Genomic DNA, 22,507 nt, shown 5'->3' on the forward strand with positions numbered 1-22,507 from the left:
TGGACAGGTTGAACGCCCTTTTCTATATTCCTTACAGCTTTATGGATATGCACATCGCAAGGATGGAAATGACCACATTACCGCTCAAGTCCGCCCCGCCTGGCCTGCCCGGGCCGGTTCAGTGGCTGCCCGGTCTCGCGCTGGCGGCATTGCTGGCCGTGGCGGCATTGCATACGGCCCCGGCGGTGCGGCATCTGGGCCTGAGCGCCATGAGCCTGGCCATCGTGCTCGGCATGGTGGTGGGCAACACGCTGTACCCGCGCCTGCAGCCCTGGATGGATGCCGGCATCGCGCAGGCCAAGGGACGGGTGCTGCGGCTGGCGATCGTGCTCTATGGCCTGCGCCTGACGCTGCAGGACGTGGGCTCGGTCGGCATGACCGGCGTGCTGATCGACGCCGTGGTGGTGGGCGCGACCTTCACGCTCGCCGTCGGGCTGGGCACGCGCTGGCTCGGCATGGACCGCGATGCGGCGATGCTCATAGGCGCCGGCAGCTCCATCTGCGGCGCGGCCGCGGTGCTCGCCACCGAGCCGGTGGTGCGCGGGCGGCCCGAGCAGGTGGCCGTCGCCGTGGCCACCGTGGTGGTGTTCGGCACGCTGGCGATGTTCCTCTATCCGGTGCTGTTTCACCTCAATAGCGCCTGGGGCCTGATCGCAGGCGGCGAGCATGCCTTCGGCATCTACATCGGCTCGACGGTGCATGAGGTGGCGCAGGTGGTGGTGGCGGGCGACGCGATCAGCCCCCAGGCGGCGGACGCGGCCGTGATCACCAAGATGGTGCGCGTGATGCTGCTGGCGCCGTTTCTGGTCATCCTCTCGGCCTGGCTGGCGCGCGAACCCCAAGCGGGCCGGATGCCGCGCACCGGCGCCCCGCACGCCGGGCGGCGCATCGCCATCCCGTGGTTTGCCTTCGGCTTCATCGCCGTGGTGCTGCTCAATTCCCTGGTCACCTTCCCCCCTGCGCTCAAGTCCAGCGCCACGGCACTCGACGATTTCCTGCTGGCGATGGCCATGGGCGCGCTCGGCCTCACGACGCATGTCGGCGCGATCCGGCGCGCGGGCCTCAAACCGCTGCTGCTGGCGCTGCTGCTGTTCGCCTGGCTGGTGCTCGGCGGCGCGCTGCTCAACGCCGGGGCGCAGCGCTGGCTGGGTTGAACCAGTTTTGAAGCGCGCAGGGCGCGACGATTCATGCGCCACCCGGCTCCGAAACCGGACGGGTGCCTCGGCACTTCGGATAGGTACTGCAACCCCAAAATTCCATGCCTGCGTGGTTGCCTTGTTTCGCCACGCGCTTGACCATGGGGTGATTGCAACGCGGGCATGGCGGCGCGGCCAACTTCGTCGAAGACGGCGCCAGATTTGCCGATCGCGCCTGGTTCCCGTTATCCGACGGCAGTGCACTCAGCATCGCGGTGAGTCGGGTACCGTTCACCAAATCCACATTGCGACCATCGGCAAATTTGACGGCCTCCGCGGTGAACGTCCCCGAGGTGACGACAAACCCTCCCGATGCGCCTTCTGCAGCCATGACACCATAAAGCTCACGGACGACCTGGACAGGCACCTTGTACGCACGCCAGTGTTTGCACTGCACCAGAAAAATCTCGCGCTCCTTTCTCAAGCGCAAATCAACGCCGCCATCGGCCTTTGCACCGCCGGTTTCAAGAACGGAATATCCGCGCATCCGAAACATTTCGCCAATCAACCGCTCAAAATCGTCCCATGCCATCTCACGCAAGGCCACACCCGGCCCATCGTTCGCCACGCTTGCGACAAGACGTCCGCGCTTGCGTCGCCTCAATGCCGAGCCCAGTGCCGCGACCAGAAAAATCACGGGAAGAAGGTATTGCCCCCAAAAAGCCAAGGCCTTGAGCAAATGCGCGGCAACCAAGGGCGCCGCCTGATGGGCCGCGCCGCCCACTTCTGCTGCAGCGACCCAATGCAAGGCAACATACGAGATGGCCGCAGCACTAACGCCCACCCACCACGGCAGGAGCACCACCAGATCGAAAAGCTCTTTTCCAAGGCCGTTCGCCTTTTTTCTCGCCACCCAGTCCTCCTTGTCCCAATACGCCTCGATCGCTCAAACCGCCTCAGAAAGTCCCCGGGTACAGCCCGCCATCGAGCAGCAGGTTTTGCCCGTTGATGTAGCCCGCCTGCGGGCTGCAGAGAAATGCGCAGAGCGCGCCGAACTCCGCCGGCGTGCCGAAACGCCGCGCCGGGATCTGCGCCGCCTGGCTGCGGCGGATGTCTTGCAGCGGCTTTCCGGTTTTCTGCGCCGCGCCCTCGAAGGTGGCGTTGAGCCGGTCGGTGTCGAACTTGCCCGGCAGCAGGTTGTTCACCGTCACGCCGTGCGCCGCGATCTCCGAGCGTGCGAGGCCGGCGATGAAGCCGGTGAGCCCGCTGCGCGCGCCGTTGGAGAGCGCCAGGATGTCGATCGGTGCCTTCACCGCGCTTGACGTGATGTTGAGGATGCGCCCGTAGCCGCGCGCCGCCATGCCATCGAGCACCGCTTTGATCAGCTCGATGGGCGTGAGCATGTTGGCATTGACCGCGCGCTGCCAATCGTCGGCCGTGAAGCCGCGAAAGTCCCCCATCGGCGGACCGCCGGCGTTGGTGAGCACGATGTCGAAATCCCGCCCCGGGCCGCCGCCCGCCGCCCACACGGCTTCGCGCCCCTCGGGCGTGGTGATGTCGCAGGCGATCGCCACCACTTTGGGATCATCCTGGCCTGCAGCGCTTGCCCATTGGGCGCCGGCAGCTCTCAATTGTCTAGCTGCCTGCTCCAGCGGTACGGCGCCGCGGGCATTGATGAGCAGATGCACGCCCTCGGCCGCGAGCGCGCTGGCGCAGCCGTAGCCCAAACCTTTGCTGGCGCCGCATACCAGCGCCCAGCGGCCGGCGATTCCCAAATCCATGTCCTGTCTCCTTGCATGCAACGGTGCCTATCATGCCTTGCGCGGCGCGGGTTCGCCGGCGCTGGCGGGCAGCCGCAGCCGCATGCGCAAGCCCCCCAGCGGCGAGGCCTGCGCCTCAACGCTGCCGCCATAAGTCTGCGCCAGCGTGCGCGTGATATCCAGCCCCAGCCCGGCGCCGCCGTGCGTATCGCTGCGCTGCACGCCGCGCGCGAACATCGCCTCGCGCTCGGCCTCGGGGATGCCGGGGCCGTCGTCGTCGATCGTGAAAACCAGCATGCCGCCCTCGGGCCGCACGTCCACGAGCACCTGCGCGCGCGCCCATTTGCCGGCGTTGTCGATCAGATTGCCCAGCATTTCATAGAGATCCTGCGCCTCGCCGCGAAAGCGGCCCTCGCGCGCATCGGCGGCCAGCGTGAATGCGACGCGGCGATCGCCATGCAAGCGCGCCATGGTGCGCAGCAAGGCGGCGAGCGGCGCCAGCACCGGCGTGGCAAGCCCGGTGGCGCGCACGGCCGCCGCCGCGCGGGCGCGCGCCAGATGCCAGTCGATCTGGCGGCGCGCGCTCTCGGCCTGTTCGCGCACCAGCCGCGCCAGCGCCGTGTCCTGCTGCGCGGCGGCATTGGCGAGGATGGTGAGCGGCGTGTTCACCGCATGCGCCAGGTTGCCGGCCTGCGCGCGGGCACGCCGCACCATGTCCGCGTTTTCGCCCAGGACGTGGTTGAACTCCTCCACGAGCGGCATCACTTCCCGCACGAAGCGCCCCTGCAGTTGCGCCGCCTCTCCCGCCCGCACCCTTGCCAGCTGGACGCGCAGCTGCGCGAGCGGCGCCAGCGCCAGGCGCAATTGCAGCCAGACCGCCAGCAGCAGGCCCAGCGCCAGCACCGCAAGCGCTGCCCAGAGCAGGCGCGCAAAGCGGGCCATCGGCTCGGCGATCAGCGTCTCGTCGGCCGCCACCGTCAGGCGCAGCGGCGGCGCGTCGTCTTCGGGCAGCTGCAGCGCCCGCGTCACCCCCAGCAGCGCGTGGCCCTGCGCGTCGCGCAGATGCAGCAGCGCATCGCCCGGCGCCGCCACCGCAGGCAGCGCCAGCACTTCGTCCCACAGCGAGCGCGAACGCGCCACGCCCGCCCGCGGCGCCTGGCCCAGGCGATCAACCTGCCAGTACCACCCGGACAGGGGCTGCGCAAAGCGTGTCTCGGGCAGCGGGCCCAGCGCCAGCTGGCCGTCCGTCCAGTCGACCGCGCCGCTGAGCTGGTCCAGCTGCAGCGTGAGCTGCGCCTGCCACTGCTGCGTGATGTGGTCGCGAAACAGCGCGCTCAGGCCCCAGCCGGCGACGGCCAGCGTAAGCCCCACCCACGCCAGCGTTCCCGCCAGCAGCCGCCAGCGCAGCGAGCCATTCATGCGCTGGCGCCGGGCTCTGCCAGCCGGTAGCCCAGGCCGCGCACGGTTTCTATGCTGCCCTCGGGCAGCTTCTTTCTCAGGCGCGCGACGAAGACCTCGATGGTGTTGGAATCGCGGTCTTCATCCTGTCGATAGAGGTGCTCCGAGAGCTCCGTGCGCGAGAGCACCTCGCCTTTTTTCTGCATCAGCAGCTGCAGCAGCTTGAATTCGTGGCTGGTGAGCGTGAGCGGATGGCCCGCCACCAGCACCCGCGCCGCACGCGTATCGAGCACGATGGCGCCGCAGCGCCACTCGCTGCTGGCATGCTCGCTGCCGCGGCGCAGCAGCGCGCGCAGGCGCGCCAGCAGCTCTTCCATGTGAAACGGTTTCGCAAGATAGTCGTCGGCCCCGGCATCCATGCCCTCGACCTTCTCCTGCCAACTCGACCGCGCGGTGAGAATCAGCACCGGCATGCCGCGCCCCGCGGCGCGCCAGCGGCGCAGCACCGAAAGGCCGTCGAGCACCGGCAAGCCAAGGTCCAGCACCACCGCATCAAAATCTTCGACCTCGCCAAGGTAATGCGCCTCGCGGCCATCGCCCGCCTGTTCCACCGTGTGGCCGGCCGCGGCGATCGCCTGCACGAGCTGTTCGCGCAGCAGGGCTTCGTCTTCGACGACGAGGATGCGCATCAGTCCCCGTCCTTGCCGCCGGCTTTCTGTCTGGCCTTGAGCACGCGGCCATCCTGCGCATCCACCTCCAGCTTGGCCACGCGCCCATCGGGGCGCAGCAGGCGGATTTCGTAGATGAAACGGCCGTGCTCGCGCTCGAACTCCACCTTCAGCACCTGCCCGGGATAGCCTTGCGGCTCCAGCCCGGTCAGCACGGTCGCCAGCGGCAGCACGAGCCCCTGCGCCAGCGCCTGGCGGGCACGTTCGTGGTCGTCATCGCCGGCGTGCAAACGGGTTGCCGCACCCAGCATGGCCAGCACCAGGGCGAGGGCGGCGCAGGCGCAGCGGAAAACGGTTCGGCGTGTCATGCCTGCAATGTATAGCCGTGGCCGCGTGAATGGCAGATGAACGGCGCCTTCAGCAAGCGTTCAGTCGCGGTTTTCCAGAATGCGCTCCAAGGCCGGTGCGGTACCGGTCCGCAACCTGAAGGAATGCACGATGTTCACCACCTCCCGCCGCTTGCTCCTGGCCACCGCCATCGCCGCCGCGCTGCCGCTGGGCGCCGCACGGGCGCAGACCGCCGCGCCCGCGGCCCCCACCACCGCCAGCGCTGGCGTCCCCATGGCGCAGCAGCTCTCCATCCGCGACATCTACGACCGCGTCGAAGCCGCCGGCTACCACGATCAGCAGGAAATCGAATTCGAGCATGGCCGTTACGAGGTGAAAGCCGTGAATGCCCAGGGCCAGCGCGTGAAGCTCACGCTCAACGCGCAGACCGGCGCGATCGAAGCCACGCGCATCAAGCGCGCGAAATAGCCGGTCCGAATCCCTTTGGCTGAAGTGGAGCACACCATGCGCACCGCACCCTCCCTCGCCCGCTACCCCGCGCCGCTGATCGCGCTGCACTGGCTCACGCTGGCGCTGATGATCGGTGTCTACGCGCTGATCCAGTGGCACGACGCCCTGCCCAAGGGCAGCGAGCTGCGCACGCTCGCCAAGGCCTGGCACGAGACGCTGGGCGTGGCGGTGTTCGCGCTGGTGCTGCTGCGCCTGCCGCTGCGCTGGTGGCTGGGCGTGCCGCCCGCACTGGCCGGCACGCCGCGCTGGCAGCACCGGCTGGCCAGCAGCATGCACTGGGCGCTGTACGGCCTGCTCATCGCCGCGCCCCTCCTCGGCTACCTGAGCCTGAACGCCAAGGGCACGCCGGTGCCGTTCTTTGGCTTGCAGATGCCCGCCTTCCTCGGGCCGGACCGCGCGCTGGCGGGCAATCTGAAAGAGATCCACGAAGCCGTGGGCACGCTGGGCTACTGGCTCATCGGCGGGCACGCCGCGGCGGCCCTGGTGCACCACTACGGAATGCGCGACGGCACGCTGGCGCGCATGGGTTGGGCTAGAACGCAGCCAGCATCCCCGCCCCCATCCCGCGCGTGAAGGCTTCCTCGAACACCGAATAGCCCGACCAATCCGCATGCGCGAACGCAAGGCGTCCGGTCGCAGGCGTCGGGGGCAATGCCGTACGCTCACCATTCAATAGCTGGTAGCGCTTGCCTGACAAGCGCTGCAGGCCAATTTGGCTCAGAACCGTCTGGTCGCCCGGCCGCGGAATGGCCATGGCGTGTCCATAGCGCGTGATTTCCATGCGCGTGGCGCGCTCAAGAATGTCCGGGTGCAGACGGGCCAGCGGCCGCAGGATGGCGTCGCGCCAGTGCGTCCAGGGCTGGGTCAGCAACTGCGTGCGGCCATCGGGCCAGTCGCCCAGCGCCTGGTAGTAGCTGAGCACGGTGGGGCCGGCGATCTGCGCGCCCAGGTTCAGGCGCTGGTGGCCGGCATCGACGTAGCCCAGGCCGCCGCGCGCCTCGTGGTCATAGAGCACGTTGTCCCACGCCGGGGCGGCGCCGGGGCGGTCTTGCAGCGGGCGGGCGATGTGGATGTTGGCCACCAGCCAGGGCGCCCAGGCCAGGCGCGCGGCGGCGGCGCGCACGAAGGCTGGCGGGTTCTGCAGCACGCGCGCGGCGATGAACAGGGGCAGCGCGACGACGCAGCGCTCGGCCTGCCAGCGCGTGACGCGGCCGCTGGCGTGCTCCAGCGCATCCACTTCTACGCCGTGGCGCTGCTCGGTGATGCGCAGCACGCTGGTGGCGGGGTGCAGCTGCCCCTGGGCGACGAGCGGCGCGGCAAGCTGGCGCGTCAGCCAGCCGTTGCCTTCGGGCCAGGTGAGCACGGCGTCGTGCTCGTCGTCGCCATGCTCGCCCGGCGCCTCGAAGCCGTGGCGGCTGGCGAAGTAGTGGATGCCGGCCCAGGCCGAGACGCGGGCGCTGCCGGCGCCATAGTCGTCGCGGCAGCAGTAGTCCAGGTACCAGCGCAGATGCGCATCGTCAAAGCCCTCGCGGGCCAGCCAATTATCAAAAACAAGAGCGTCCAGCGCTTGATGGGCGGGTGCCAGACCGTTGTTTTGCTGCCATGTCCGCAGCGTGGGCATGGCAAAGCGCGCCTGGCGCGAGAGCGCGGCCACGCGCTGGGCAAAGCGCTGGTATTGCGCCAGCGTGCCGGCGCCCACGCCATCGACGGGCAGCAGTCCCTCGTGCCAGGCACCCTGCCAGTACAGCCGCTCCTGCGGACTGTGGCACAGCGTGCGCTCGTCGTACTGCCAGCGCCCGGCCACGCGGCGGCGCAGGCCGAGTTCTTCCAGAAAATCCTGCACCTCGGGGGCATCGTCGCCGGGCAGCGGCAGGTAGTGCGCGCCGCGCGGGCAGGCGATGCCCGCCACCTGCGTGGCGCGGCTGTTGCCGCCGGCTTCGGCTTCCAGCTCCAGCAGCGCAAAGTCCTGCATGCCCGCCAGGCGCAGCGCACGCGCGGCCGAGAGGCCGGCCACGCCGCCCCCGGCGATCAGCACGCGGGTGCGGCGGTGCTCGTCGGGGGTGGGGCCGCGCCCTTGCGCCAGCGCATCGCGCAGCGCGTGGCCATGCTGCACATCGATGCCGGTGAAGCCGCCCGCAAGCTCGCGCACGCGCGGTGCGCAGGCCGCCAGCGCGCCCAGGGCCGGCAGGCTCAAGAGGGCGCGGCGGCGCATGGGGCGAATGGGCTCAATCCGCCCAGCGCGTGCGGATGTCCAGCAACTGCGGCAGCAAGGGCGTGAACAGGGCGGCCAGCGCCGGATCGAAGTGCCGGCCAGCCTGTTCCTGGATGTGCGCAATCGCCTGCTCCGGCGGCCAGGCCCGCTTGTAGGGGCGATCGGAGGTGAGCGCATCAAACACATCCGCCAGCGCGACGATGCGCGCTTCCAGCGGGATGGCCTCGCCCGCCAGGCCGTGCGGGTAGCCGCTGCCGTCCCACTTTTCGTGGTGCGACAGCGCCACCGCATACGCGAGCTGCAGCACGCCCGAAGGGTGCCGGCCGATGATCTCCGCGCCGATCTGCGGGTGCGTGCGCATGATGGCCCACTCGTGCGCGTCCAGCGGGCCGGGTTTGCGCAGCACCGCATCGGGAATGCCGATCTTGCCCACGTCGTGCATGGGCGCGGCGTTCAGCAGGTCGCTGGCCCAGCGCGGGCTGCAGCCGGCCGCCAGCGCCAGCAGGCGCGCGTAATGGCTCATGCGGATGACGTGCATGCCGGTTTCGTTGTCCTTGTATTCGGCGGCGCGCCCCAGGCGCTGCACGATCTGCAGGCGTGATTCGCGCAGCTCGTCGATCTGCACCAGCGACAGATGCGTCCTCACCCGCGCGCGCACCACGGCGGCGCGCACCGGCTTGGTGATGTAGTCCACCGCGCCCGCCTCGAAGCCCCGGGCTTCATCCCCCGCATCACCAAGGGCGCTGACGAAAATCACCGGAATGGCGCGGGTCTGCGCATCGGCCTTGAGCGCGGCGCAGACGCTGTAGCCATCCATGCCCGGCATCATCACGTCCAGCAGGATCAAGTCCGGCGCCTGTGCCCGGGCCAGTTCCAGCGCACGCGCACCGCTGGTGGCAAACAGCAGCTGGTAGTCGGCATCGAGCACCTGGCGCAGGACATGCAGATTGGCCGGCTCATCGTCGACGATGAGCACGCTGGGACGGTGGTCGTGCGGGGTGTTCATGGGTTCACGGCCACGGCGGCCACACCCGTCTCCAGCGCGTCGCGCAGCGCATCGACTTCGACTTGCGCGGCAGCAAAATCAAAGCGCTCGATGGCGTCATTCAGGCGCTGCAGCGCAGCTGCCGGCAGATGCGCGCGCCAGGCCGGCGCCAGCGCGGGCGGCAGGCGCCCCTGCGCCAGCAAGGCCGTGGCCTGGGCCAGCGCCTGGCGCAGCTGCGGCACCTGCGCCGCGTCCAGCGCGCCATCCGCATCAGCCGGCGGCGATGGCGGCGCGCCGGCATCCTGCACCGCAATGCAGACGGCTTGCCACACAGCGGGCAGCGCCTGCAGGTGGCGCTGCGCCTCGGCGGCCTGCGCGCCTCGGGCGGCCTGCTCCAGCGCACGCAGCACGGCCAGCAGCGGCGCCAGCGCCAGATGTCCGGCCACGCCGCACAACTGGTGCGCCTGCGCGGCCAGCGCCGGCCACTGCCCCCGTGCGTGCAATTGCGCCAGCTGCCGCGGCGCCTGCGCCTGCTCGCCGACAAAGCGCCGCAGCGCGCGCAGGAAGGCGGCGTCGCCGCCCCAGAGCCGCGCGCCACCGGCCCAGTCCACCGGCGGGACGGGCCCCGCTGCAGCAGCGGGCGCCACGGGCGGCGGCGGTGCCTCCACATACTGCACCTGCAGCCCCAGCACGCGGGCGATCTCGGCATACAGCCGCGTCAGATTCAGCGGCTTGGTGGCAAAGCCGTCCATGCCGGCATCCAGCGCATGCTGCCTGTCTTCTTCCAGCACGCTGGCCGACAGCGCGATGATGGGCAGGTGCGCTCGCTTGCCGCGCTGCTCCTGCGCGCGGATGCGCTGCGTGGCGGCAAAGCCATCGACCTCGGGCATCTGCAAATCCATCAGCACCACGTCAAAGCGCTGTGCCGCGCACAGCAGCACGGCCAGCTCGCCGCCGCCGGCCTGCGTGACACGGTGGCCATCGCGTGCCAGCAGGGTCTGCAGCAGCTCCAGGTTGTGCGGCACGTCGTCCACCACCAGCAGGTGCATGGCCGGCAGCAGGCTGCGCTGCACCGCCGCGACGCGAGGCGCCTGGCCTTGCTGCAGCGGCAGGCGGACGGTGAACACGCTGCCTTGCCCCGGCACGCTGGCGGCGCTGATGCCGCCGCCCATCAGCTCCACCAGCTGGCGTGCAATCGTGGTGCCCAGCCCGGTGCCGCCAAAGCGCCGCGCGGTGCTGGCGTCGGCCTGGCTGAAGGGCTCGAAGACGCGCTCCAGCTGCTCGGCCGTCATGCCGATGCCGGTGTCGTGCACCTCCAGGCCCAGCTGGCCATGGGCAAACCCCACGCGCAGCAGGACTTCGCCGCGCTCGGTGAACTTCACGGCATTGCCCAGCAGGTTCAGCAGCACCTGCTGCAGGCGCAGGCTGTCGCCGCGGAAATAGTCGGGCAGCGCCGGCGGGTAATCGAGCACCAGCGACAGCCCCTTGGGGCGCGCCAGCACGCGCAGCGTGTCCAGCGCCTGCCGGCAGACTTCGCGCAGCGAGAAATCCGCCACCTCCAGCGCCACCGCGCCGCGCTCCAGGCGGGCGGTATCCAGAATGTCGTTGAGCAGCTGCAGCAGCGACTGCGAGGCGCTGTGCACGATGCCCAGCTGGTGGCGCTGCGAATCGGTGAGCGGCGTATCCAGCAGCGCCTCGGTGAAGCCGAGGATGGCGTTCATCGGCGTGCGGATTTCGTGGCTCATGCTGGCCAGGAAGTGGCTGCGCGCACTGCCCACCTGCTCGGCGTGCTCCTTGGCGGCGCGCAGCTCCTGCTGCTGGCGCCGCTGGGTGACATCGAAGACGAACTGCACCACCTTGAACGGCACTTCGTCGGAATCGAGAATCGGGTTGTACAGCGCCTGCACCCACAGCACGCTGCCATCCTTGTGCAGGCGCTGCGCTTCCTCGGCGAAGGGCTCGGCCCACTGCAGCCGCTCCCAGCCGCGCTGATGGGCCGCATCGTGCAGCAGCGCGGGCGGGCACAGCCGGCCGTAGTGCCGCCATTGCAGGTCCTCCAGCGCATAGCCGGTGAGCTCCAGGAATTTGCCGTTGGCCGAGAGCACCTGCCCATCCATGTCCAGCTCGATCACGGCCAGCGAACGGCCGATGGCGGCCAGCATGCCTTCGAACTCGGCGTTGCGCGCCTTGGCGGCCGTGGTGTCCAGCATCACGCCGTCGATCCACAGCGTCTGGCCCTGCGCATCCATGCTCGGGCGGCCGTTCTCCGACACCCAGCGCACCTGGCCATTGCGGTGGCGCAGGCGGTATTCGATCTCATAGGAGCGCCGCTCTGCCGCCGCGCGCTGCACGGCCTGCTTCACGGCCTCGCTGTCATGCGGGTGGATCAGCGACTCCAGGTGCACGCGCCCCGCGACGAAGGCCTCGGCGGGCCAGCCGGTCAGCGCCTCCACGCTCGGGCTGATCAGAAGCATGCTCCAGTCGGCATCGTTGCGGCACCGGAAGGTGATGCCGGGAATGTTCTCCATCAGCGTGCGCAATTGCTCCTCGCTCTGGCGCAGGGAATCTTCCATCGCCTGGCGCGCGCTCATGTCGGTGATGAAGCCGACGAACATGGGCGGATGGGTCTGGGTGATGCGCCCCACGGCCAGGCGGATCGGCAGGGTGCGGCCGTCGCGCGTCAGCGCCTGCACGTCGCGCCCGGTGCCGATGATGCGCTTCTCGCCCGTCGCCATGTGGTGCGCCAGATAGCCATCGTGCGCGCTGCGCCAGGGCTCGGGCATGAGCATGTTGACGTTGTGGCCTATCACCTCCCGCGCGCTCCAGCCCAGCATGCGCTCTGCCCCCGGGTTGAACGAAAGCACCGTGCCCCTGGCATCGATGGTGACGATGCCGTCCACCGCCGTCTCCAGCACGGCGCGCAGGCGGGCCTCGCTGGCGCGCACGCCGGTAAACAAGTCGCGGTAGCGCAACCCGGCGATGATGGCCACCACCAGCATGCTCAGCACCACCGTCAGGATGGCCAGCGCCAGGGAGAACGAATTGCCCGCGGACGCCTGGCTTTCGATCTGCGCAATCGGCGCCTTGAAGCGCAGCGCGGCCATCGCGGTGTAGTGCATGCCGGTGATCGCCAGGCCCATCACCAGACCGGCGAGCGCCGTGGTCAGGTAATTGTTGTTCAGCATGCGCCGCTGCAGGCCCAGGCGCACCCACAGCGCCAGCATGGCCAGCACGACGGCGACGACGATGGAGATGGCGAAGCCCAGCGGGTCGTAGCCGAAATAGGGCGTCATGCTGGAGGCCGCCATGCCCAGGTAATGCATGGTGCCGATGCCCGCGCCCATCAGCAGGCCGCCCAGCGCCAGCAGGCCGGCGCCCAATTGCGGCCGTGCCAGCCATTGCAGCGTGACCCAGGAGGCGCCCCAGCCGGGCAGCATCGAGGCCAGCGTCAGCCACGGGTTGAACGCCCCGCGCGCGCACAGGGTGAAGGCCAGCATGCCGACGAAGTGCATCGCCCAGATGCCGCCGCCCATGGCGAACGCGCCCGAGCCCAGAATCCAGCTCCGGCTGCGCGGGCTATCGGCCTCGCGCGCCAGCGCCGCCATGTGCAGCGCCACCATCGACGCCACCACCGCCAGCGCCGCCGACAGCGCCACCATCCACGGATCGTGCTCGCGCCAGAGCATCGGGTCGCTGGCGACACCGGTGACGAAAAAACCCTGGAGAAACGTGGTCATGGGTGATGCGTCAAGGTCCGTGGGTGGATGCGGCAGGTGTCACGTTTGAGACATTTTGTCCCTGCTTTTATAGCAGACAGGCAGGCGGTGCGCAGGCGCCGTGCTCCGTTGCGCGACAACATCAACGCAACGCAACGCAACGCAACGCAACGCAACGCAAGCAAAAATCATTCCATCTCCAGCCCAAGCTGGCCAGCCCATTCATCGATCACTGGATCCAGGGGGAAGGCGCACCAACGCAGCGCGGCGGCAATGGGATCGACAGCGCAAAGCCCTAGGGCTGCTGCCGCACCTCCAGCCCCGCCGCGCGCAGGCGCTCGATGACATCGGCGGCATGTTCGCGGCTGCGCGTCTGCAGCACCATTTCGATCTCGACGTTCTGCGCCGCCAGCAGCGTGAAGGCGCGCTGGTGGTGCACCTCGTCGATGTTGGCCCCGGCCTGCGCCACCAGCGCGGTGATGCGCGCCAGGCTGCCGGGCACGTCGCGCGTGCCGACGACGATGCGCATGAGGCGGCCCGAGCGCACCAGCCCGCGCCCGATGATCTGCGCCAGCAATTGCGGATCGATGTTGCCGCCCGAGAGCACCATGCCGACCTTCTTGCCCGCAAAGCGCTGCTTGTGGCGCATCAGCGCCGCCAGCGCCGCCGCGCCCGCGCCCTCGGCCAGGGTTTTTTCGATCTCCAGCAGCAGCACGATGGCCTGTTCGATGTCGCCCTCTTGAACCAGCAGCAGATCGTCCACATGCCGGCGAATCGCCTCGACGCAGTGCACGCCCGGCGCGCCCACGGCGATACCCTCGGCAATCGTGCTGGCGCCCTGCGCATGGTGCTCGCCCTTGACGGCGTTGACCATGGCGGGAAAGCGCTGCGCCTGCACGCCCACCACCTCGATTGGCGGCTTGAGCGCCTTGGCCGCCGTGGCGATGCCCGCGATCAGCCCACCGCCGCCGACGGGCACGATCAGCGTGTCCAGGTCGGGCCGCGCGGCCAGCATCTCCAGCGCCAGCGTGCCCTGCCCGGCCATGATGGCCTCGTCGTCGTAGGGGTGCACAAAGGTCAGCTGCTGGTCCGCGGCGAGTGCGCGCGCATGCGCCGCCGCTTCTTCCAGCGTGGCGCCGTGCAGCAGCACGCGCGCGCCGAAACCCTGGGTGCGCGCCACCTTCACGCCCGGCGTGAAGCCCGGCATGACGATGGTGGCGGGAACGCCCAGCTGCTGCGCGTGGTAGGCCACGCCCTGCGCGTGGTTGCCCGCGCTCATCGCGATCACGCCGCGCTGGCGCTCCTCTTGCGATAGCTGGCGCAGCTTGTTGCACGCGCCGCGCTCCTTGAACGAAGCCGTGAATTGCAGGTTCTCCATTTTCAGGAACACCTGCGCCCCGGTGAGCTCGGAAAGCGTGCGCGATTCGACGCAGGGGGTGTCAAGTACCTGCCCGGCGATGCGGGCGGCGGCTTGCTGGATGTCGGAGAGGTGCAGCATGGTGGGCGTATTGTGAAGCGCCGGGCCGGCTTACGGCCCCACGCGCCCCCATTCCTGCTCATAGGTGCGCACCAGCACCTGGTTGGAGAGGCGGTTCACCTCGGCGGGCAGGCGCGCCATGTCGATGGGGAAGTCCAGCATCGCGGCCAGCGCCGCGCCGTCGAGAAAGCGCAGACCCGGCGGCAGCGCGGCGGGCGGGTGCCAGGGCCTGCGGCTGGCGATCACGAAGCCCCATTCGCCAAAACTGGGCACATGCACGTGATACGGCACGGCCGTGAAGCCCACCGATTCGATGGTGTGCACCACCGTCCAGAAACTCTTGCGCGCGACCAGCGGCGAGGTGGTCTGGATCACCGCATAGCCGCTCGCTGCCAGGCGCTGGTCGAGCAGCGCATAGAAGCTGTTGGTGTAGAGCTTGCCGATGGCGAAGTTGGTCGGATCGGGGAAATCCACCACGATCACCTCAAAGGTCTCGCTGCCCTGCTGCAGCCACTGGAACGCATCCATGTTGACCACCCGCACGCGCGGATCGGAGAGCGATTGGCGGTTCAGCAGCGCCAGCTGCGGCGTATCGGTGAAGAGCCGCGTCATCGCCGGATCGAGCTCCACCAGCGTGACGGACTGTACCGAGGGGTATTTGAGGATTTCGCGCACCGCCATGCCGTCGCCCCCGCCCAGCACCGCCACGCGCCGGGGCGCGCCCTGCGCGGCCATGGCGGGGTGTACCAGCGCCTCGTGGTAGCGGTATTCGTCGCTCTGGGCAAACTGCAGGTTGCCGTTAAGGTACAGCCGATAGCCGTTGCGCCCATGCGTGACGACGATGCGCTGGTAGGGCGAGGTTTCGGCGAACGCGATCGGGCTCTGGTAGAAATGGTCTTCGGCCAGCGTGGTGATCCTGCCGGCCGCCGCCATGCCCAGCGCCAGCAGCGCCAGCACCATCGCGCAGGCCGCCAGATGCGCGCCGCGCTGGCGCAGCTCATGGCGAAACAGCCACCAGGCCCAGAGGGCGACGAGCGCATTCAGGATGCCGAACAGCAGCCCCGAGCGGATCAGCCCCAGGTAGGGCACCAGCAGCAGCGGAAACGCCAGCGACACCGCCAGCGCGCCCAGGTAATCAAAGGTGAGCACCTGGCTGACCAGCTCCTTGAACTGCACGTCCCGCTGCAGGATGCGCATCACCAGCGGAATCTCCAACCCCACCAGCGTGCCCACCACGAACACCATCAGGTACAGCAGCAGCCGAAACGCCCCCGGCAGCCAGGCATTTGCCATGAATAGCATGGCAGGAAGCGCCCCACCCACCAGCGCCACCAATAGTTCTATGCGCAGAAAATGCGCCGGCAACTGCCGTGCCAGAAAGCGTGACAGCCACGAGCCCACGCCCATCGCAAACAGGTAGGTGCCGATGATGGTGGAGAACTGCAGGATGGAATCACCCAGCAGGTACGAGGCCAGCGCCCCCGCCGCCAGCTCGTACAGCAGCCCGCAGGCGGCGATGACGAAGACGCTGGCGAAGAGGGCGACGGCGATGGGGCGGGGGGGCAGCGCACCCGCGGCAACGGCGGCGCTATCGCTCATGCCAGCACCGCATCCAGTTGCGCCGCCAGGCCATCAAACGTTAGCCAGCCAAACACCGCGCGCTGGCCGCTGGCGCGGGCCCACAACTGGCCTACCTGGCGCTTTTCCATTTCATAGGGATCGTTCTTCAGGTGCGCGCCCTTGTATTCGAGCAGCGCCACGCGGCCATCGTCCAGCTCGGCGACGAAATCGGCATAGAAGCGTCCGCGCGAGGTGGGCAGACCAAAGCCGCAGGGCGCGGTATCCAGGTTGCGCACCCACTGGCGCACCTTGGTGTGGCGGTCTATGAGCTGCGCGCACTGGAACTCCTCGCCTTCGCTCTTCAAGTCGGCAATCACCGGAAAGTAGTGCTTGGCAAAACGCCAGCGCCCACCGTAGCGCGAGGCCACGGGCGCCGGGTAGCGCGCGGCCTCGAAGATGTGCGGATGCGCCCAATCGGGCTCCACCAGCCAGGGGGTGCCGCCTTCCAGGCCCAGCACCTGCTGGCGGAAGGCGCGTTGCGCGGCGGCGTCGCGCAAGTCGGCCACATGGTTTTCAAGCGCCCGCGCAAGCTGAAAGCGCGCCTGCGCCAGCTCCGCCAGCGGGATTCGGCATGCATGTACTTGGTGGTTGACCACCGCCGCAAGCCAGGCGCGGCGATGGGCCTGCGTGATGCCGGGCAGCGCCCTGTACAGCGATTGGTCAAGCCAGCCCACCAGCGTGTCGGCATCGATGCGGCTGGCGCCCACATCCAGCGGCAGTTGCGCTTCGCCACCCGGCGTCAGACGCAGGCGCTCGCCCTCCATGTCGATCAGGATCACGTCGGATTCACGCGCCACGTGAAAGCCGGGCAGTTGCACCGCCTGTGGGGTCAGCAGGTCCAATTCGACCGACTCCAGCACCGCCTCGCGCTCCAGCGGCCACAGCGGCGCCTGCGCATCGGTGCGGTAGGCCAGCGGCGGCAGCGGCGCAAACGGCAGGCCGCGCGTGGCGGGCGCTTGCTGCGCGGCCACCAGTGCGTTGTGCTGCGCCACCTGCTCGCGCAGGTGCTCCTGCTTCTTCGCGCCACGCACCTGGGCCAGCAGCAGCGCCTCGGTGTCTGTGCCGATGTGGCCCGTCACCACTACCTGCGGCGCGCTGGCGGTGGTCTGCACCTGGACGCCGGGCGCGGCCAGCAATTCGGGCGTGATTGCGGAAATTTCAAAATTCGTAGCTATTGGCGATTTCTGGAGAGGCGCTGCAGCCTGATTTTGTTCAAAGTCATCCCACAGGTCTGTCTGCGGCGCAATCATGCTGGCCACGTCCAGCGCCTCGAAGCCCATGTGCTGGATCAGTCGGTCGGCCAGCGCGCTGGCGGCCTGCGCAAACTCGGCAGCGCACACATGGGCATAGGCGCGGTTCAGCCGCTCGCGCCCGCGCCGCTGGGCATACGGCATACGCAGCACACGGCCTAGAAGCTGCTCCACCGCCGTGGCGCTGCTGAGTTTCTGCAGGCTGCACAGCACGTAGGCAAAGGGGCAGTCCCAGCCCTCGCGCAGCGCCTGCACGGTGATGACGAAGCGCACCGGGCAATCGCGCTCGGCCAGGCGGATGTCCTCCAGCCCACGCTCCTTGCCGGTCGCCACCACCACTTGGTTCGCGGGCAGCTTGAGTTCATCGACAAGGTACTCGCGCAGCATCTCCGGCGGCATCTCCTCGCCCGCACTCGTAGCCTGAAACAGCACGATGGGGCGCACGTAGCCGTGGCCCGCCGCCTCGTCCTTCAGCGCCTCGGCCTCCAGCGCCGCCTGCGTCTGCACCGCGCTCAGCACCGCCTGCGGCCAGCCTTCGGGGTGCTCGGCCAGAACGATGGGCAGCTTGATCATGTCCTCGGCCGCGAGCTGCTGCGCACTCACGTGGTAGAGCACATTGGTCTGCTGCACCAGCGGCGTGGCCGTCAGCTCTAGGATGAAGCTAGGCGCCAGGCGCTTGAGCGCCGTGAAGCTCTTGTCCGTCTTGGTGTTGTGCGCCTCATCGACGATGACGACGGGCGCGTGCAGCGCCAGCCAGTTGGCCAGGCTCCAGCGCGGCTGACCGACAAAACCGGCCAGCACGCCGCTCGTGTCGCGCGCCACGTCGTCGGGTGTGATGACGGCGTCGGGCAGCGCGCGCAGCGTCTGCAAGCGGCGCTCATCCACACCCTTGAAATGCCGCTCGAAGCCCTCGGAAAAACTGTAGACGTTGCGCTGCCCCGCATCCTCGATGCGAAAGCTCTGGATGGTGGCCACCACCACGATGGTCGTGCGTCCCCACTCGGGCGGGGCAATTTGCGCCACCTCGTCCAGCGTGCACACGCGCAGGCCCTCGCCATAGGCATCGGCCAGCGCCGCGCGCCAGGGGTGGCCGGGCGTCTGCAGCGCCGCCAGCGTCTGCGCGCGGATCGCGTCGCTGGGCACCAGCCACAGCGCCACCGGCGCATCCACCCCCGCCCATTCACGGGCCAAGAGCGGCACCGCGTGGGCCGCCAGCACCGTCTTGCCCCCGCCCGTGGGAATGCGCAGGCACACGCAGGGCAGCTCGCCAAACGCCCCGGCCTGATACGGCCGCCCGGCCAGCTCGGCAAAGCCGCGCGCCGCGCCCTTGACGCGGGCGGCGCGGGCGAAGGCGGTGAGCGCATCGAGCGCGGCCTGCTGGTAGGACTTGAGGGTGATGGGGGTCATGCGCGGTGGCTCGATTGGCGCAAGCTGAAGCAATGAAAAGCCAATGCACCAATGCAAGTCATTGATTTGTAATTGTTTTTGAAACCAGATTGGCTTTGGATTGGCTTAATTATTGGATTCATTGGCTTGCCCCTTGGCCCCGCAACTTACGCCGCCACAGCGCCGCATTGGTGGCGCCGCCGACGTTTTCGATCAAGTCTTCATGCACCATGTCCTGCAGCAAATTCTTTATGTAGATCTTGCGGCTACGTTCCGATGAGATCGACGCTGGCAGTTTTGGCAGCAGCATCGCATTGATCTTTGCGCGTCGTTGTGACCCCAGAGCGAGCAAATCCAGCACCAGGGCCTTGTAGTGTTTTGCGTCCAGCCCTTTGTGATTGACGTATTCCACCTCCTGCCCCAAGGCCACTGCCAGTTGAGCGGAGATCATCAGCCTGGGACTGCGTCCTTCAATCAAGCCTGCTTGTCTCAACTCGGCCACCTGCGCGGCATCCAGCTTGCGTTTTTTCTGCACGCGATCGAGCCACAACACATGCTCGATGGACAGATCGGCACGCTGCATCAGCCAGTGGCTGTAGTTCTCGTCGATCTCCTGCCCGTACACGCTGAACACCGTGCGCAAGGGCGAGGACCCCTCGTAGTCCGGCAACGGCAGAAAGCGCCGCCGCTGCGCCAGCACCATGTCGTGGATGCCAAAGCCCACCTTGTCGATCATGCCCACCTCGGCCATGGCCTTGGCCAGGCGCTCGTTGCGATAGCGCTCGGGTGTGCGCGCGCCGCTGGCGTAATCATCCGGCTGGCCGTCGAAAAAGCCGCCCAGATTCGTCATGCGCACCAGCCCCACGCCTTCTTCCACCACCACGCGCCCGCACTGCGCGTAATCCTGGTGCGCCAGGCAGTTGTGCATCCCTTCCAGCAGCACCGTGTTGGTGTCGTAGCGCGGCAGCGTCACGGGCAGCAGCTCGTTGGGCTGGGACAGCTTGATATTGGGGTTGCGGATCATCTGGGCCACCTCGGTGGTGGTCAGCAGAAAGGGCGGATGAAAGTGCTCTGCCGCCCGCTCGGCGGCCAGCTTCCAGGTGATCTCGACCGGATGCGGCGACAGCAGCGCCATCGCGCTCTCGCGCGTGCCCAGCAGCAGCAGGCAGGCGCGGGTGATGCGGCCATGAATAGTCAGACCGATCCGATCGAGCAGTTGCTGCGCGCTCCATTGCGCGATTTGCGCTGCCCAGGGTTCGCGCTGGTGCTTTTCAAAGAACTTTTCCCGCGCTTTGGCAATTGCCGCCTCATCCAGATCGGCCAGCGCGGCCTCGGCAACGATCGCCGCACTCCAGTCCTCGCCCGCCAGATGCTCGGCCAGGATGGCGCGTCGCCGGTCGGCCCGCAACTCCACCAGACTGTCACCATCACGCTGCCAGGCCTTGTCGTGCGCCAGCACCAGTTCGCGCGGCGCATGGCGCGGCACATGCACCAGCCACACGATGGCACCCGTATCGTTCGCGCGCAGTTCCTGCACGTGCAGCCCCAGGGAAGGCAGACCCAGCGTCTTGCCCAGCACGCGGTGCACCACGTTCTCCAGCGTGTAATCGGCGAAGTCCCGGATGCCGGTGGGCGCGAGCGTTCCATCCCGCACACCAATCACCATGCAGCCGCCCTCCATATTGGCCAAGGCGCTCACGTAGGAAACCAAGTCCTCGCCCTTGCGACCCGAAATGCAGTGCTTGAGCGAGTGCCACTCCTTCCATTCGTGGCGCTCGTTCTCCTTGGGAAAATGAAGGTGCAGCCAACGCTGAAGCTCAGCGGCGGTGTCGAACTCTTGCATCACCCTCACCTCGCCTTCACGTCGTACGGAATGTGCTTGAAGGTCACGCGCGAGCGCGCCAGCGTCTCGGGGCCCACGCGGCAGGCTTCGCCGTAGACCACCAGCGGCGCGTCGGGGTGCGGCGTTGATGCGTGCAGTTGCACAAGCGCATCGAGCACCGCGCGCGTCAGCACGTTGCCGCCGGCCGGGCGCTTGTCGCCCAGGATGCCGTTGAAGAGCAGGTAGAAGGCCGTGCAGCTGCGCAGTGTGGGGGCGGTGGGTGCACCCTCACCCCCGCCCTCTCCCGCCTGCGGGAGAGGGAGCAAGACCGGCGCAGCACCCGACGACACTTCTCCCTCCCCTTGTCTTTCTCCCTCTCCCTCTGGGAGAGGGTGGGGGTGAGGGCCAGCGGCGCTCGATTCAAAAGAAATCGCCTCTTCGCCCCCGTCCAACAAGCGCGGCAAGCTCTCAAAAACAGAGTGCGTCCCCAGCCACGGCGTGCCGGCGCGGCCTGCCGCTGCGTCCCAGGTCTGCCCCGTCTCCTGCTGCCAGACGAAGGCCGCCAGCGTGGCAAAGCGCACCTCGGGGTGGATGGCGCCGCTGGCGTCGAACACCGGCGCGCCCAGCCGCGCGAAGCGAAAGCCGCCGCCGTCGAACGGCTTGCCGTTCGTGCCCTGCCCCCAGCCCACGGCCCGGCTGATGCCGCCTTGCTCGCCTGCGATCACCTTTTCAAGGCGCGGCAGGCAGTGCGTGAGGGCGTGCTCTCCCATCTCGATGGCTATCCAGCGCCGGCCCATCTTGTGCGCCACGGCGGCCGTGGTGCCGGAGCCGAGGAAGCTGTCGAGGACGAGGTCGCCGGGGTTGCTGGCGATGTGGAGGATGCGTTGGATGAGGCGTTCGGGTTTGGGGGTTCCGAATGGTTCTTCAGCGCTTATTGCCTTGCTTTCTTCTCTTGCTTCGTGGTTGTTTCCAGCATCGGTGTGCGACCAAAAAGTTGCGGAAGGCGGGCTGGAAATAGTGAGGCCTTCTAGGAACGTCTTACGGGACGGAGTGGCCGTACCGTCTCTTCCAAACCAGATTTCATTGTTGGCGTCCATTCGGGCAAGTTCCTCGCGTGGGAAGCGTGGAGTCGTTCCCACAGGTGGCCGCCACGTAACGCCGTTTTTGAAGGTGTATGAAAAATTTCGCTCTTGCTCAGATGGCAGGCGCTTGGCATATAGCGGTGTTGCTTTCCATGCGCCGCGTGGATGTTGGTCCGGGTTTGAATACCGCTTATCCATCGCCTCGGTTCGTGGAAGCCGGTTTGGGCGCCAAAAGTCTTTGCTCTTGGCGAACACATGAACGTGATCGTGGTTCTCGGCGAGCCATTTCGCGTCGTTGGCGATGGTGTATTTTTTTTGCCAAACCACATTCGCCACAAAATTCCCCCGCCCAAACACCTCATCCATCAACACCTTGAGGTAATGCCCCTCGTTGTCGTCGATGGTGACCCAGATCGAGCCGTCCTCACTCAGCAGCTCGCGCAGCAGTTGCAGGCGCGGCAGCATCATGGACAGCCACTGGCTGTGCTCCAGCTTGTCGTCGTAGTGCTCGAAGGCGCTCTGGGTGTTGTAGGGCGGGTCGATGAAGATGCACTTCACCTGCCCTCGATAGAACGGCAGCAGGGCCTTGAGCGCCTGCAGGTTGTCGCCCTGGATCAGCCAGTTGTGCTGCGCAGCCTGCGCGTCGCCGTGGGTGCTGACGGTATCCAGCAGGCGGTAGGGCACCTGGGCGGCGGCGGTGAAGGCGGTGGCGCGGTTGAGCCAGTCGAGCGTGGGCATGGATACAGGGCGGGAAAGTGGGCCTTGAGGGCGGGCGCAAGCCTATCACCCTGCTCCACAGCTTGTCGGAAACTTCCGTATGAATCCAGCTCCAGCGCAGTCCCAGCTTGCGTCAGAAGCTATCAAACGAGGATTCTCTGAAGCGCGGGTGCTCCGCCGGGTTTGCAGACTCAATGAATCGCCGCCGCCACGATGATGCTGATGCCCAGGCACATCGCGGCCACCACCAGCGCGAGCGCGCGGTTCTGCTTCTCGACGATCTCGCCCCACAGGTCGTAGGGCGTGATCTTGTCCACGATGATGAAGCAGACCCAGAAGATGACCACGCCGATGACGGCGTAGACGATGGAGCCGAGGAAGGCCGCCGGTTTGAGCCATTCGATGTCCATGATGAGACCT

At 68.0% G+C, this 22,507-nt stretch carries 17 protein-coding genes; 3 read left to right on the forward strand and 14 right to left on the reverse strand.

Annotated elements, in window-relative coordinates:
- Positions 1-62 precede the first annotated feature (62 nt).
- A complete protein-coding gene (locus K320_RS0115675) occupies positions 63-1,154 on the forward strand; it encodes a YeiH family protein (RefSeq protein WP_034343707.1) in 1,092 nt (363 codons plus the stop codon).
- A 31-nt stretch (positions 1,155-1,185) separates the two neighbouring features.
- Here K320_RS0115675 and K320_RS0115680 read toward each other — a convergent pair whose 3' ends face one another.
- From K320_RS0115680 to K320_RS0115700, 5 genes are read right to left on the reverse strand one after another with little or no spacing between them, the layout of a single operon-like run.
- On the reverse strand, positions 1,186-2,049 hold the full coding sequence (locus tag K320_RS0115680) for a restriction endonuclease (RefSeq protein WP_024539769.1): 864 nt from the start codon (positions 2,047-2,049) through the stop codon (positions 1,186-1,188).
- 43 nt (positions 2,050-2,092) lie between these two features.
- The gene (locus K320_RS0115685; RefSeq protein WP_024539770.1) at positions 2,093-2,917 is read right to left on the reverse strand and encodes an SDR family oxidoreductase; all 825 of its coding nucleotides are present in this window, start codon (positions 2,915-2,917) and stop codon (positions 2,093-2,095) included.
- A 30-nt stretch (positions 2,918-2,947) separates the two neighbouring features.
- Complete coding sequence (locus K320_RS0115690; RefSeq protein ID WP_024539771.1) at positions 2,948-4,315, reverse strand: sensor histidine kinase; 1,368 nt, start codon at positions 4,313-4,315, stop codon at positions 2,948-2,950.
- Entirely contained in the window at positions 4,312-4,983 is a 672-nt protein-coding gene (locus tag K320_RS0115695; RefSeq protein ID WP_024539772.1) for a response regulator transcription factor, read from the reverse strand. The genes K320_RS0115690 and K320_RS0115695 overlap by 4 nt, the downstream gene beginning before the upstream one ends.
- Positions 4,983-5,330 carry a PepSY domain-containing protein gene (locus tag K320_RS0115700; protein ID WP_024539773.1) on the reverse strand — a complete coding sequence of 116 codons (348 nt, stop codon included), beginning with the start codon at positions 5,328-5,330 and terminating at the stop codon, positions 4,983-4,985. The genes K320_RS0115695 and K320_RS0115700 overlap by 1 nt, the downstream gene beginning before the upstream one ends.
- 130 nt (positions 5,331-5,460) lie before the next feature.
- On the opposite strand from K320_RS0115700, the gene K320_RS0115705 reads away from it, so the two are divergent.
- The gene (locus tag K320_RS0115705) at positions 5,461-5,778 is read left to right on the forward strand and encodes a PepSY domain-containing protein (RefSeq protein ID WP_024539774.1); all 318 of its coding nucleotides are present in this window, start codon (positions 5,461-5,463) and stop codon (positions 5,776-5,778) included.
- 36 nt (positions 5,779-5,814) lie between these two features.
- Complete coding sequence (locus K320_RS0115710) at positions 5,815-6,393, forward strand: cytochrome b (RefSeq protein ID WP_024539775.1); 579 nt, start codon at positions 5,815-5,817, stop codon at positions 6,391-6,393.
- On the opposite strand, the gene K320_RS0115715 is transcribed toward K320_RS0115710, so the two are convergent.
- The 9 genes from K320_RS0115715 to K320_RS0115755 all read right to left on the reverse strand — a co-directional run bounded on the left by K320_RS0115715 (position 6,353) and on the right by K320_RS0115755 (position 22,497).
- Positions 6,353-8,032: an NAD(P)-binding protein gene (locus K320_RS0115715; protein ID WP_024539776.1), complete on the reverse strand. Its 1,680-nt coding sequence runs from the start codon at positions 8,030-8,032 to the stop codon at positions 6,353-6,355. The two genes, K320_RS0115710 and K320_RS0115715, sit on opposite strands and share 41 nt — an antisense overlap.
- Positions 8,033-8,045: 13 nt before the next feature.
- Complete coding sequence (locus K320_RS0115720) at positions 8,046-9,038, reverse strand: HD-GYP domain-containing protein (protein ID WP_024539777.1); 993 nt, start codon at positions 9,036-9,038, stop codon at positions 8,046-8,048.
- Positions 9,035-12,754, reverse strand: coding sequence for a PAS domain S-box protein (locus K320_RS0115725; protein WP_024539778.1), 3,720 nt, complete (start codon positions 12,752-12,754; stop codon positions 9,035-9,037). The genes K320_RS0115720 and K320_RS0115725 overlap by 4 nt, the downstream gene beginning before the upstream one ends.
- Positions 12,755-13,028: 274 nt before the next feature.
- Positions 13,029-14,231 (reverse strand): threonine ammonia-lyase, encoded by a 1,203-nt coding sequence (locus K320_RS0115730; protein ID WP_024539779.1) that lies wholly within the window; start codon positions 14,229-14,231, stop codon positions 13,029-13,031.
- Between the two features lie 30 nt (positions 14,232-14,261).
- Positions 14,262-15,809, reverse strand: a complete 1,548-nt coding sequence (locus K320_RS0115735; protein WP_024539780.1) for a polyamine aminopropyltransferase — start codon at positions 15,807-15,809, stop codon at positions 14,262-14,264.
- Positions 15,806-18,487, reverse strand: a complete 2,682-nt coding sequence (locus K320_RS0115740) for a DEAD/DEAH box helicase (RefSeq protein WP_024539781.1) — start codon at positions 18,485-18,487, stop codon at positions 15,806-15,808. Before K320_RS0115740 ends, K320_RS0115735 begins: the two co-directional genes overlap by 4 nt.
- A 118-nt stretch (positions 18,488-18,605) precedes the next feature.
- Positions 18,606-20,309, reverse strand: coding sequence for an RNA-binding domain-containing protein (locus tag K320_RS0115745; protein ID WP_024539782.1), 1,704 nt, complete (start codon positions 20,307-20,309; stop codon positions 18,606-18,608).
- Positions 20,310-20,314: 5 nt separating this feature from the next.
- Positions 20,315-22,054, reverse strand: coding sequence for a site-specific DNA-methyltransferase (locus K320_RS0115750; protein ID WP_245593906.1), 1,740 nt, complete (start codon positions 22,052-22,054; stop codon positions 20,315-20,317).
- A 224-nt stretch (positions 22,055-22,278) separates the two neighbouring features.
- Positions 22,279-22,497, reverse strand: a complete 219-nt coding sequence (locus tag K320_RS0115755; protein WP_024539784.1) for a DUF350 domain-containing protein — start codon at positions 22,495-22,497, stop codon at positions 22,279-22,281.
- Positions 22,498-22,507 lie beyond the last annotated feature (10 nt).

The sequence above is a fragment of the Comamonas badia DSM 17552 genome, from assembly GCF_000484635.1.
GTDB lineage: Bacteria > Pseudomonadota > Gammaproteobacteria > Burkholderiales > Burkholderiaceae_C > Comamonas_C > Comamonas_C badia.

What these genes read in the sequence shown, in the direction of transcription:
- K320_RS0115675 (WP_034343707.1), top strand. Translation starts at nt 63, where the DNA reads ATGGAAATGACCACATTACCGCTCAAGTCCGCCCCGCCTGGCCTGCCC.
- K320_RS0115685 (WP_024539770.1), bottom strand. Translation starts at nt 2,917, where the DNA reads ATGGATTTGGGAATCGCCGGCCGCTGGGCGCTGGTATGCGGCGCCAGC.
- K320_RS0115690 (WP_024539771.1), bottom strand. Translation starts at nt 4,315, where the DNA reads ATGAATGGCTCGCTGCGCTGGCGGCTGCTGGCGGGAACGCTGGCGTGG.
- K320_RS0115695 (WP_024539772.1), bottom strand. Translation starts at nt 4,983, where the DNA reads ATGCGCATCCTCGTCGTCGAAGACGAAGCCCTGCTGCGCGAACAGCTC.
- K320_RS0115700 (WP_024539773.1), bottom strand. Translation starts at nt 5,330, where the DNA reads ATGACACGCCGAACCGTTTTCCGCTGCGCCTGCGCCGCCCTCGCCCTG.
- K320_RS0115705 (WP_024539774.1), top strand. Translation starts at nt 5,461, where the DNA reads ATGTTCACCACCTCCCGCCGCTTGCTCCTGGCCACCGCCATCGCCGCC.
- K320_RS0115710 (WP_024539775.1), top strand. Translation starts at nt 5,815, where the DNA reads ATGCGCACCGCACCCTCCCTCGCCCGCTACCCCGCGCCGCTGATCGCG.
- K320_RS0115715 (WP_024539776.1), bottom strand. Translation starts at nt 8,032, where the DNA reads ATGCGCCGCCGCGCCCTCTTGAGCCTGCCGGCCCTGGGCGCGCTGGCG.
- K320_RS0115720 (WP_024539777.1), bottom strand. Translation starts at nt 9,038, where the DNA reads ATGAACACCCCGCACGACCACCGTCCCAGCGTGCTCATCGTCGACGAT.
- K320_RS0115725 (WP_024539778.1), bottom strand. Translation starts at nt 12,754, where the DNA reads ATGACCACGTTTCTCCAGGGTTTTTTCGTCACCGGTGTCGCCAGCGAC.
- K320_RS0115730 (WP_024539779.1), bottom strand. Translation starts at nt 14,231, where the DNA reads ATGCTGCACCTCTCCGACATCCAGCAAGCCGCCGCCCGCATCGCCGGG.
- K320_RS0115735 (WP_024539780.1), bottom strand. Translation starts at nt 15,809, where the DNA reads ATGAGCGATAGCGCCGCCGTTGCCGCGGGTGCGCTGCCCCCCCGCCCC.
- K320_RS0115740 (WP_024539781.1), bottom strand. Translation starts at nt 18,487, where the DNA reads ATGACCCCCATCACCCTCAAGTCCTACCAGCAGGCCGCGCTCGATGCG.
- K320_RS0115745 (WP_024539782.1), bottom strand. Translation starts at nt 20,309, where the DNA reads ATGCAAGAGTTCGACACCGCCGCTGAGCTTCAGCGTTGGCTGCACCTT.
- K320_RS0115755 (WP_024539784.1), bottom strand. Translation starts at nt 22,497, where the DNA reads ATGGACATCGAATGGCTCAAACCGGCGGCCTTCCTCGGCTCCATCGTC.